Genomic DNA, 11,065 nt, shown 5'->3' with positions numbered 1-11,065 from the left:
TGAGGCTAAGGAAGAACTTCAGGATATGTTCTCCAGGAGGTACTCCTAATGGTTTACACAAAATTATTGACACAACCACAGTCTTGGAGATATAACCGTTTCTGGAGTTGTTAGAATCAGTACGCTCGTACTTTGAATAGCCAAGAAACTCTTCAAGCTCTGCTTCTAATGCTTCTTTGAGTGTTTGTTGGATGAGCTTTTTAAGATCATCTTTAATGAGTTCTGGATCATATTTCTTTTTCATGTGTCCACCCTCCTTTAGGTTTAATTTTTACACACTTGGGTGGACACTCCCTCAAGTTCTATCGTCGTTGATGCTTTCAATAAGATGTCCCAATTTTTTCTTTTTTGTTTTAAGATATTCTATGTTGTGTTCGCATATACCTGTTTCTATAGGAATTCTTTCAACTATTTCAAGTCCGTAACCTTCAAGTCCTATCAGTTTCTTTGGATTGTTTGTCATCAGTCTCATTTTTCTTACACCTAAATCTCTTAATATCTGGGCACCGATTCCAAAATTTCTCATATCCGCGGGAAATCCTAACTTTATATTTGCTTCTACCGTGTCAAATCCGTGATCCTGAAGGTGATATGCTTTTATTTTGTTAACAAGTCCTATTCCTCTTCCTTCCTGACGGAGATACACGATGACACCTTTTCCTTCTTTTGCTATCATTTCCATTGCTTTGTGAAGCTGTGACTGGCAATCACACTTTAAAGAGCCGAACACATCTCCTGTTAGGCATTCGGAATGAACTCTTACAAGTACCGGTTCGTCTTCTTTTATCTCTCCCATTACAAGGGCTACGTGTTCTTTGTTGTCAACCGTGCTTGTGTAAGCGTATATCTTCCAGTTTCCATATTTTGTTGGGAGATTGGCAACGGCTTCTCTTTTTATAAGCGTGTCTGTTCGCATTCTATATTCAATTAGGTCGGCGATGCTTATTATCTTTAAATTGTGTTTCTTTGCGTATTCTATTAGGGCCGGGAGTCTCATCATTGTTCCGTCTTCATCCATGATTTCGCAGATAACACCTGCGGGATAAAGGCCGGCAAGTTTTGCAAGGTCAACGGCAGCTTCCGTGTGTCCTGAACGTTTGAGAACACCTCCCTTCCTTGCCCTCAATGGAAATACATGGCCTGGTCTAACAAAATCTTCTGGTTTGGCATCTTTTGCTATGGCTCTTTTTATTGTTGTTGCCCTGTCGTATGCTGATATTCCTGTGGTTGTTCCAAATTTTGGATGGGCGTCTATGGAGACACCGAAAGCCGTTCCTTTGGGGTCTGTTGGCTTTGGCGTCATCATCTCTATGCCTAACTCGTCAAATCGCTCTTCTGGCAGTGCAAGGCAGATTAATCCTCTACCGTATTTTGCCATAAAGTTTATCGCTTCCGGGGTAATCTTCTCTGCGGCCATTACAAGGTCGCCTTCGTTTTCCCTGTTAGGATCGTCAACAACAATTATCATCTTTCCGTTTTTAAGATCTTCTATGGCTTCTTCTACGGTGCTGAGGTTGAATCTGCCTTTTACCACCTTTACTCTCCTCTTTTGTAGAGAACTTTATCAACGATTCCGTATTCTTTTGCTTCTTCTGCGCTCATGAAAAAGTCTCTGTCTGTATCTTTTTCAATTTTTCTTACGGACTGCCCGGTGTGGTGTGACAGTATTTCATTTAGCATCTTTTTAAGTTTTAATATCTCTTTTGCGTGAATTTCAATATCTTTTGCCTGTCCCTGGAATCCACCGAGCGGCTGGTGGATCATTATTCTTGAGTGGGGAAGTGCGAACCTTTTACCGGCTGCTCCTGCTGCCAGAAGCACTGCTCCCATACTTGCAGCCTGTCCGAGGCAGATGGTGCATACGTCTGGTTTTATATATTGCATTGTGTCGTATATCGCAAGTCCTGATGTTACAACACCGCCGGGGCTGTTGATGTAAAGATAGATATCTTTTTCGGGATCTTCAGCTTCAAGAAAGAGTAACTGTGCGATTATGAGGTTTGCTATGTTGTCATCTATCGGTGTTCCTAAAAATATGATTCTGTCTTTTAGCAGTCTTGAATAGATGTCATAGGCTCTTTCGCCTCTCCCTGTTTGTTCTATTACCATCGGAATGAGTTGGTTGATTACTTTCTCCATTGAGTCCTCCTGATATGATGTATCTTTAAAAATTAAGATAAAGTGATTGTGTTTTCAAATCAGATGCTGACGATTTCTGGCTTTCCGATCAGAAATCCCTGACCGTAAAGTTCTGTAAAGCCAGTTGCAGAGGATATTTCTACAAGTTTTTCTTTTGTTTCTTTCTTCTCTATGTATTCGGCTACGATTTTGAGATTTCTCATCTGAGCTAGTTTAAAGACATAAGTCACAAACAGTTGATCAAGCTCGTTCGTTGTTATGTTTTTTATTATGCTCCCGTCAATTTTGACACCGTCAACAGGTAAAATTCTTAATAGTTCGTAGTTTGCATATTTTACTCCGAAGTCATCGACGAAAACTTTGATTCCACGTTTTTTTAGGATGTTTACTTTTTTAACTATGTTTGGAATGGCCAGGATATCTTCTCTTTCTGTCAGTTCTACGATGATTTTTCCCGGTTCTATTTTTTCTTTTGTGATTCTATCCAGAAACCAGTTGAATTTGTTCTGCATAAAAAGAGAAGAAAGATTAATAGAAATCGGAAAATTCGGTTTTTTCTTTTTATATATCTCTAATAGTTTCTCTACCATTAATATATCGAGTTTTTCTTCTATGTTTGTTTGGCACACCAATTTTATGAATTTTTCAGCTTCTATTATACTGTCAGATGCAGGAATTCTTGCAAGAGATTCTTTGAAAAGAAGCTTGCCGTTTATAAGGTTTTCTATTTTTTGGAGTCTTATTTTTATTTTCCTTTTCCTTATAGCTTCTATCACATCAAGTGTTAGTTTTCTTTGTAAAATATAAGATGATATTTCATCACGATATATGATTTCTATATTGTTTTCTTTCTTCTTTGCTTTTTTAATCCCTTTATATAGTATCCAGAATAGTGTATTGTAGTCCATATTTTTACATCTTTCAGTTTCTAATATTACTCCTGTGAAAAATATCACTATTTTTTCAATTCCTGATTTTACAGGAATTTCAAAAGGGATGCTTTTAAGGTCATTTTGTAAATTTCTTAATTTCTGGAATACTGTTTCAGGTGGTTCTTCTGATAGTATGAAAAATTCGTCATTTTGAACTCTTGCAATAGTTGCCTGTTTGAATATAGATTTTAAAAAGGAGGCCATGTAGGTTAAAATACTATTCCCTGCCTGGAAGCCATAATAAATGTTTATGTTTTTGAAGTCGTTTATGTCTATTATTGCTATGGTTCTGGATTTTTTAAGAAGTTTAGAAAAATTTCTTATTAGATATATTTTTGATGGAAGTTTTGTAACAGAATCTGAATTCTGTTCTTCAAGTCTGTTTGATATTTGTTTAAATAATATACAATATGAAACAAGTATAAGAATGAAAATAAATTTTTTGAAAGTCGGCAGTTTTTCTTCGGGAACCTGTATAGAGTTAATTACATTTTGAAGAAACTTTCCATAATCTTTTATGAAATCTTCTGTAGGTATATATTTCAAGTGGGTTCTCGCTATCACATCTATATATATATCTATTTTCCTAACATCAAAAATCTTATCAAGGAATTTGGATATTATTTCTATGAAACTTTTGTGGAACTGCAAATCTTCTATTATTTGCGAGGATTTTTGTAGTTTTTCCTTTATGAATTTTAAAGTTTCTTTGCTTATCGTTCTTTTGGTTTCATCGGAAAAAAAATTTTTTAGTTCTTTGATTTCTTTAAGATCTTTGTCTGTAATATTATATATTCTAAGCGATTCTCTAAATTCCATGACTTTTACCATATTTTAATTTTCGCAAATAATTTTACAATTAAGTTATTTGTCAGTCAAGATGTGTTTTGTTTATATTTCCAGACTCATTATTTTGTTGGAAGCATTGTTTACATATAATACATCTTTTATTATGGGATGAGTTCCTATGAACGATTTGAACTGATGGTAATGGCCAAATACCCATATTTTTGAAAATTCTATTTCGTTAGTATTGTATAGCTTTTTTAACTTTGATATTGAAACTGGAGGATAATGGGTAACTATAATTTTAGGATTTAACTCTTTGATCTGCTTGTGGATTGAAGTTCTGGATAGATTGGATAGTTTTTTAATAAAGTTATCTGTATTTGCGATATTTTCTCTGTCATGGTATGTTAGATTTTCAGGTGATATATATATACCTCCTGTAATTGTTAAATTGCTTATTTTGATACCTTTTAAAAAATCCAGTATAAAGACATTGTTGTTTGTATTTTTTTTTATCTTTTTTAACTTGTTGTATGGGTTACTGTCATGCCACAATTCTATGTTTCCAAAAGTGTAAATCACTGCTCTGTATTTTTTAGATAGGTCATTTAAAAAGCCAATGACGACATCAGCATCGGAGCTGACGTCGCCTGCGATGATTATAAATTCTCCCTGAGGCTCTATTTCAACAAATTCATTTAATTTTGTAAGATGAAGGTCAGATATAACATCGATTTTCATTTACACTACAACCTTTATTTTTAATGCAGCTTCGTTGGCGAGTTTTCTTGCTTCTTCTATGCTGTTTCCGGCTGCCAGCACTACGCCCATTCGTCTGCCGGGTTTTGTATTGGGTTTACCAAACAGCCTTACTTTTACGTTTTCCATTGCCATTGCTTCTTCAACTCCTGTAAATCCGGGACTCCAGCCTTTTACGTCAGATAATATAACCTTAGACGCACCTGCAGAGTAGAGTAATTTAGGCGGATTTATGTTAAAGCCAAGTATCGCTCTTACGTGAAGTTCAAATTCACTCATATCTTGAGTTATCATTGTTACCATTCCTGTATCGTGCGGTCTTGGGGAGACTTCGCTGAATATCACATCATCACCTTTAATAAACAGTTCAACTCCAAAAATTCCAAGTCCACCAAGTTCGTCGGTTATTTTTTTGGCAATTTCTTGAGCTCTTTTTTTAGCTATTTCACTTATACCTGCCGGCTGCCAGCTTTCGTTGTAGTCACCTTTTATCTGGAGATGACCTATAGGTTCGCAGAAAAACGTTCCATTTACGGCTCTCACCGTTAAAAGCGTTATTTCCGTGTCAAACTCTATGAATTCTTCTACGATTACTCGCGTTCCCATTCCTCTTTTCGTGCTTTGAGCATATTTCCATGCTTCTTCTATTTCTGCCATTGTTCTTATTATGCTCTGTCCTTTTCCAGACGATGACATTATCGGTTTTATGACTGCTGGAAGTCCCACGTATTTAACAGCTTCAGCAAGTTCTTCTATTGTGTCGGCGAAGGCATACTTTGCAGTTTTCAGTCCCAGTTTTTCGGCAGCTACTCTTCTTATACCTTCTCTGTCCATAGTAAGTCTTGTTGCTTTTGCTGTAGGTATTATCGTATAGCCTTCCTTTTCAAGTTCAAGCAGTGTAGGCGTGTGAATCGCTTCTATTTCCGGGACTATCAGTTCCGGTTTTTCCCTTTCGACTATTGCTCTGATGGCGTTACCGTCCAGCATGTCTATAACGTAGCTTTTGTGTGCTACCTGCATGGCTGGGGCGTTTTGGTATCTGTCAACGGCTATAACTTCTATACCAAGCCTTTGTGCTTCAATGGTTACCTCTTTGCCAAGCTCTCCTGAACCGAGTAGCATTATCTTATCAGCGTTTTTTAAAAGTGGTGTTCCTATCATTTTTTCCTCCACAAATTCTTTATAGGGTATTATATTAAAGTGGAAAATCTTGATAGAATATTAGATACAGGAAATTTGAAAAAAATAAACATATTAAAAGAGGAGGATTTATTATGGAAGATAGAAAAGAAATAATTGAAGGAAATTTTGATAAAAACAGCAAATACAGAGCTGAACTTGAGAACATTTCAGTTTCTCTTTTTGCGTTGTTTGAAAAGCTGGAAAAGGAATATGAGAATAAGATTCAGGAATTGTCAGAAAGATGCGAGGCTTTAGAACAGGAAAATGTGGAATTGAAGTATAAACTTCGCCAGCTTTCAGAGGAACTTAAGACTTTAGGTGAGAAAATTGTTGCTGAAGTTATAAAAAGAACGTCTCTTCCACCTGAAAATTTTGGAAATGATACTAACGGAGGCGATTTATAAAAGCTTTAGCCGTAACTATGGGTGATCCGGCCGGTATCGGGCCGGAAATCGTTGTAAAAAGTCTTGAAAGCCTTGAATCTTTTGGCTTTCCTATCAGGATTTATTGTTCGTTTTCCGTTCTGCAAAATTTGGGATTTAGCAGATTTGACGCTTTTAAAAATGTTAAATTCCTTGATGTTTATTCCGATTGTAACGTTCCGTTTGGGGCTGTTTCGCTTGAATCCGGGAAAGCTCAGCTTTCGTACCTTCAGGCCGTTGTGAATGACATTAAAAAAGAATTACTCTGGGGCGTTGTAACACTTCCTATTAATAAAGAGGCTATAAAGCTTGCCGGTTTTAAGTTTCCCGGTCATACTGAATTTTTTGCTTCTGAGTTTGGTGTTTCCGATTTTGCTATGATGCTTGCCAATTCTAAGCTTAAAGTTGTTCTTGAGACGATACATGTTCCTTTGAAAGAGGTTCCCGGGCTAATTTCTACCGATTCCATTTTGAAAAAGATTCTTCTTGTTCATAGGTATTTTCCGAATGAAAGAATAGCGATAGCTGGCCTTAATCCTCACGCCGGTGAGAACGGACTTTTTGGAGATGAGGAAGCACGGATAATTACTCCTGCGGTAGAAAGAGCCCGACAGATGGGAATAGATGTTGAAGGTCCTTTTCCTTCCGATACGGTGTTTAACAGGGCGGTTTCCGGTGAATTCGGGATAGTAGTTTGTATGTATCACGATCAGGGATTGATTCCTGTTAAGCTTACTGGCTTTTCAGAGGCTGTTAATATAACTCTCGGTCTTCCCTTTGTTAGAACATCCGTCGGACACGGTACTGCATATGACATTGTCGGAAAAGGTGTAGCTGATATTAGAAGTTTTCTCTCCGCGGTTAATTTTGCTGTTAGACTGAAGATAAGATTAAGTGTGTGAAAGTGTTTTTATCAAAAGTTGGTGTGTTAAATTTGACTAACATGTAAAAATTTTGTAAAAATGGGAGAAAACTTCTCGTGAGGGTGTTATGAAAGAGGAAAAGTTTTTTCTTATAGAAGAACTTCTTAAAATTCAAGAGGAAAATGAATTACATTATATTCCTGAAGATAAAATTCTTGAAATTGCAAAAAAAACTGGAAGAAGTCCTGCAGATATTCATTCGGTTATCTCTTTTTATCCAAGACTTTCAGATAAACCGAGAGGAAAATACCTTATAAGAGTTTGTGAAAATCTTCCCTGCCATCTGGAAGGGGCTCAGGAAGTTGTTGATGCAATAAAAGATTTCCTGGGCATAGATTTTGGTCAGTCAACACCTGATAAAAAGTTTTATCTGGAAAGAACTTCCTGCCTTGGTTTATGTACAGCTGCTCCGGTAATTCTCATAAATAATGTGCCTTACGGAAATTTGACACCTGAAAAAGTTGTTGAGGTTTTGAAGGAATATATGGGGGGCGATAATGATTGATTTTAAGGTTATCGGGGAACCTGTAATTCTTAAAAATGCCCGTAAGATATGTCCGAATGATATAGAAAAATGCATAGAGGCCGGTAGATACGGTGCTTTAAAAAGAGCTCTTAAAGAGATGTCCCCGGAAGATGTAATAGAGGAAGTTAAAAAGTCCCAGCTTCGCGGTAGAGGCGGTGCAGGATTTCCTACCGGGTTAAAGTTTGAACTTGCTGCAAAGGAAAAATCTGACAAAAAATATGTTGTTGTTAACGGTGAAGAAGGAGAGCCAGGAACCTTTAAAGACAGGATAATTATGGAAGATTCCCCCCATCTTCTTATTGAAGGGACGATTCTCGCAGGTTATGCAATAGGTGCCGATGAGGGAATAATATGCGTTAGATGTGATTACATTAAGGCTATTAAAAGACTGAGAAAGGCTATAGCTGATGCTTATAATATGGGAATTTTGGGTAAAAATATTTTCGGAACAGATTTTTCTTTTGATATAACAATTGAAAGGGGTGCCGGTGCTTATGTCTGCGGTGAAGAGACAGCACTTCTTGAGATGTTAGAGGGAAAAAGGGGAGAACCGAGAAAAAAACCACCTTTTCCACCACAAAAAGGGCTTTACGGAAAACCCACTGTTGTTAACAACGTTGAGACCCTTGCAAATCTTCCCTTTATTATAAGTGAAGGTGCAGATAGATTTCTTGAATTTGGTATAGATGGATCTCATGGAACCAAGTTGTTCAGCCTTTCCGGTGATATTGAGTGGAAAGGTCTTATAGAGATTCCTTTCGGTGCAACCATAAAGGAAATTATAGAACTTGCAGGTGGGGTAAAAGATGGTAAGAAACTTAAAGCGGTTATTTTAGGTGGAGTATCTGGAACACTTGTCAGATACGATGAGGTTGATATATCTGTTGATTATCATTCACTTGGTGTTATTGAAGCAGGTCCGGGGTGTGGAACAATTATTGTTCTTGATGAGACGAGAGATATAGTAGATGTAACTGAGAATATTATGGAGTTTTTCAGGACGGAATCCTGCGGTAAGTGCCGTCCATGTAGTCTTGGAACAGTTTCTCTTTGTAATCTCATTCACAGAATAAAAGAGGGAAACGGAACGGAGGAAGACCTAAAAAAAATAGAAAAAATATCTATAGGAATGAGAAAGGCTTCATTCTGCGGGCTTGGCCAGACTGCACCTAATATTTTATATCAGTCCATTCAGAAATTTAGGGATGAATGGCTTGCCCACGTGAGAGGAGGTAAGAATGACAGAGACGGTTACCATAAAAATAGACGGCAAAGAATACACGGTAGAGTCGGGACAGACGATTCTTGAAGTTTGTAAGAAACTTGATATTTATGTTCCGACACTCTGCTTTATGGAAAAGATGAGCGAAGGTGGTCATTGCGGTCTTTGTATTGTTGACGTGAAAGGTGCCAGAACATTTCAGAGGGCGTGCATAACGAAGGTCAGAGACGGTATGGAAATTGAGACAAACACCCCTGCTGTTAGAGATGTCAGAAAAACCGTCTTTGAAATGATTTTGGCTGACCATAAGATAGAGTGTCCAGTCTGTAAAAGGGACGAAACCTGTGAGATAAGAAAAGTCGCAAAACACCTTGGTTTTCCAGAGTTTGAAGTAGAACCGATATACACAGACGAAGGTGTTGACAATTCCATAATTTCAAGGGAACCGGCTAAGTGTATTAAGTGCCAGAGGTGTGTTAATACCTGTGAGCTTATCCCGGGTATTGGTATTTATGGATTTTTTGGAAAAGGACACGATGCAACTGTTGAACCGCCTAAATCCCTATCAATGTCAGAAACGCCGTGTATTGTATGCGGCCAGTGTGTTGTGAGGTGTCCTACTGGAGCTCTTACAGAGAGGGATGATACGGAGAAGGTTTTGGAGGCTCTTTATGATCCGGAAAAGCTCGTTTTTGCATCTTTCGCTCCTTCTGTCAGGGTTGCAATCGGAGAGCCTTTCGGGATGGAGCCTGGAGAGGTTGTTGTAGGAAAGCTTGTATCTGCTCTCAGGAGGTTGGGCTTTGACAGGGTTTATGACGTAAACTTTGGTGCCGACCTTACGATTGTTGAGGAGGCTAACGAGCTGATCAGTAGGATAAAGAACGGTGGTGTTCTTCCTATGGCGACATCATGCTGTCCCGGATGGGTTAACTTCGTTGAGAAATTTCATCCTGAGTTTATTCCTAACCTTTCTTCCTGTAAATCTCCTCAGGCGATGCTTGGCGCTCTTGTTAAAAGTTATATGAAAGAGATAGAAGGGATATCCGAAGAAAAGATCATTCACGTTACTATTATGCCGTGCACTGCCAAGAAGTACGAAGCTTTAAGGCCTGAACTTAGTGGAGACACCGATTATGTTCTGACGACAAGAGAACTTGCAAGACTGCTTAAGCGTTTTGATATAGACCTTTCAAAGTTACCTGAAGATGAAGCCGATAAGCCTTTTGGTGAATATACAGGTGCGGCTACTATTTTTGGTGTTACTGGTGGAGTTATGGAAGCTGCTTTAAGAACTGCCGTTGATTGGCTTTCCGGTGGCACGTTTGATAAGCTTGAATTTACCGCGGTTCGCGGTATGGAAGATCTTAAGTTTGCGGAAGTTGACGTAAACGGAACAATTATCAGGGTTGCTGTTGCTCATACTCTCTCCGCTGCGGAAAAGCTTCTTCATATGATTAAAAATGGAGAAGTTGAAATTCACTTCTTTGAGGTTATGGCGTGTCCCGGTGGATGTGTCGGCGGCGGTGGTCAACCTATACCTTCAACGACAGAAATGATTAAAAGAAGATCCGAAGGACTTTATAGCGATGACGAGAAAAGAGTTTTGAGGAAATCTCATGAGAATCCTTATATAAAAGCCGTTTATGAAAAATACCTTGGAGCTATCGGTGGCGAAAAAGCTCACCATATCCTTCACACCACTTACAGGGTAGTGTACGATATTTTGTGTAAGCTTGAGAAATGGGATAACCTCCTGGGGAACACCCCACAAATACCAACCCCAGGAGGCAAAAATGGAACTACAGAAGATTTTACCAGACCTAGTTAAGGAAGTGGTAAAGCAAACCTTAGAGTCAATCATGACGGCTGAAAGAGAAGTGTTTCTTAAAGAACATGGAGGAACAAAGAACGGCTTTTACGTTAGAAACTTAGATACTGTTATCGGTAAGCTTGAAAATCTGAGAATTCCAAGAGATAGAGAGGGAAAATTCAGAACAAAGTTGATAGAACCTTATAGAAGAAGAGATATCAATCTTGAAGACTTAATACTTGGGATGTTTGCCTCTGGTATGAGTGCAAGAGCAGTAGCCCAGGCTCTTGAAAGCGTGTTTGAACTTAAATACTCACCCTCAACCATAAGCAAAATATCGCAGGTAACCTTAGAGGAAATA

11 protein-coding genes and 1 pseudogene are annotated in these 11,065 nt (G+C 38.2%); 6 read left to right on the top strand and 6 right to left on the bottom strand.

The features are described 5' to 3' along the window. Window positions 1-76: 76 nt before the first annotated feature. From BLW93_RS08980 to purT, 6 genes and pseudogenes are all read right to left on the bottom strand, one after another. Window positions 77-205, bottom strand: a pseudogene (locus BLW93_RS08980) (transposase); the annotation flags it as partial. Between the two features lie 90 nt (window positions 206-295). After that, window positions 296-1,534, bottom strand: a complete 1,239-nt coding sequence (locus BLW93_RS08250) for a bifunctional 3,4-dihydroxy-2-butanone-4-phosphate synthase/GTP cyclohydrolase II (protein WP_076713605.1) — start codon at window positions 1,532-1,534, stop codon at window positions 296-298. A gap of 2 nt (window positions 1,535-1,536) precedes the next feature. Further along, entirely contained in the window at window positions 1,537-2,139 is a 603-nt protein-coding gene (gene clpP, locus BLW93_RS08245; protein ID WP_076713604.1) for an ATP-dependent Clp endopeptidase proteolytic subunit ClpP, read from the bottom strand. 59 nt (window positions 2,140-2,198) lie between these two features. After that, the gene (locus BLW93_RS08240) at window positions 2,199-3,890 is read right to left on the bottom strand and encodes an EAL domain-containing protein (RefSeq protein WP_158025385.1); all 1,692 of its coding nucleotides are present in this window, start codon (window positions 3,888-3,890) and stop codon (window positions 2,199-2,201) included. Window positions 3,891-3,962: 72 nt separating this feature from the next. Next, on the bottom strand, window positions 3,963-4,601 hold the full coding sequence (locus tag BLW93_RS08235) for a metallophosphoesterase (protein WP_076713602.1): 639 nt from the start codon (window positions 4,599-4,601) through the stop codon (window positions 3,963-3,965). Continuing rightward, window positions 4,602-5,780 carry a formate-dependent phosphoribosylglycinamide formyltransferase gene (gene purT / locus BLW93_RS08230; protein ID WP_076713601.1) on the bottom strand — a complete coding sequence of 393 codons (1,179 nt, stop codon included), beginning with the start codon at window positions 5,778-5,780 and terminating at the stop codon, window positions 4,602-4,604. Window positions 5,781-5,893: 113 nt separating this feature from the next. Here purT and BLW93_RS08225 point away from each other — a divergent pair, with 113 nt between their 5' ends. The 6 genes from BLW93_RS08225 to BLW93_RS08200 all read left to right on the top strand — a co-directional run. Then, window positions 5,894-6,205, top strand: coding sequence for a hypothetical protein (locus tag BLW93_RS08225; protein WP_076713600.1), 312 nt, complete (start codon window positions 5,894-5,896; stop codon window positions 6,203-6,205). A gap of 17 nt (window positions 6,206-6,222) precedes the next feature. Continuing rightward, window positions 6,223-7,125, top strand: coding sequence for a 4-hydroxythreonine-4-phosphate dehydrogenase PdxA (pdxA, locus tag BLW93_RS08220; protein WP_076713599.1), 903 nt, complete (start codon window positions 6,223-6,225; stop codon window positions 7,123-7,125). A gap of 88 nt (window positions 7,126-7,213) precedes the next feature. Then, window positions 7,214-7,651, top strand: a complete 438-nt coding sequence (locus tag BLW93_RS08215; protein ID WP_076713598.1) for an NADH-quinone oxidoreductase subunit NuoE family protein — start codon at window positions 7,214-7,216, stop codon at window positions 7,649-7,651. Further along, window positions 7,644-8,981: a complex I 51 kDa subunit family protein gene (locus BLW93_RS08210; protein WP_076713597.1), complete on the top strand. Its 1,338-nt coding sequence runs from the start codon at window positions 7,644-7,646 to the stop codon at window positions 8,979-8,981. The genes BLW93_RS08215 and BLW93_RS08210 overlap by 8 nt, the downstream gene beginning before the upstream one ends. Next, window positions 8,911-10,722, top strand: coding sequence for an NADH-dependent [FeFe] hydrogenase, group A6 (locus BLW93_RS08205; RefSeq protein ID WP_076713596.1), 1,812 nt, complete (start codon window positions 8,911-8,913; stop codon window positions 10,720-10,722). Before BLW93_RS08210 ends, BLW93_RS08205 begins: the two co-directional genes overlap by 71 nt. Next, a partial coding sequence (locus BLW93_RS08200) for a transposase (protein WP_173790638.1) occupies window positions 10,688-11,065 on the top strand: 378 nt, incomplete at its 3' end. The genes BLW93_RS08205 and BLW93_RS08200, both read left to right, overlap by 35 nt.

Origin of the sequence: Desulfurobacterium indicum (assembly GCF_001968985.1) — a bacterium.
Lineage (GTDB): Bacteria > Aquificota > Aquificia > Desulfurobacteriales > Desulfurobacteriaceae > Desulfurobacterium_A > Desulfurobacterium_A indicum.
The sequence above is the reverse complement of the archived record's forward strand: the minus strand, read 5'-3'. Positions and strand labels throughout refer to the sequence as shown.

Bases quoted from the DNA above. Each gene is read 5' to 3' on its own strand.
- clpP (WP_076713604.1), bottom strand. From the start codon at position 2,139: ATGGAGAAAGTAATCAACCAACTCATTCCGATGGTAATAGAACAAACA.
- BLW93_RS08240 (WP_158025385.1), bottom strand. From the start codon at position 3,890: ATGGAATTTAGAGAATCGCTTAGAATATATAATATTACAGACAAAGAT.
- BLW93_RS08235 (WP_076713602.1), bottom strand. From the start codon at position 4,601: ATGAAAATCGATGTTATATCTGACCTTCATCTTACAAAATTAAATGAA.
- purT (WP_076713601.1), bottom strand. From the start codon at position 5,780: ATGATAGGAACACCACTTTTAAAAAACGCTGATAAGATAATGCTACTC.
- BLW93_RS08225 (WP_076713600.1), top strand. From the start codon at position 5,894: ATGGAAGATAGAAAAGAAATAATTGAAGGAAATTTTGATAAAAACAGC.
- pdxA (WP_076713599.1), top strand. From the start codon at position 6,223: ATGGGTGATCCGGCCGGTATCGGGCCGGAAATCGTTGTAAAAAGTCTT.
- BLW93_RS08215 (WP_076713598.1), top strand. From the start codon at position 7,214: ATGAAAGAGGAAAAGTTTTTTCTTATAGAAGAACTTCTTAAAATTCAA.
- BLW93_RS08210 (WP_076713597.1), top strand. From the start codon at position 7,644: ATGATTGATTTTAAGGTTATCGGGGAACCTGTAATTCTTAAAAATGCC.
- BLW93_RS08205 (WP_076713596.1), top strand. From the start codon at position 8,911: ATGACAGAGACGGTTACCATAAAAATAGACGGCAAAGAATACACGGTA.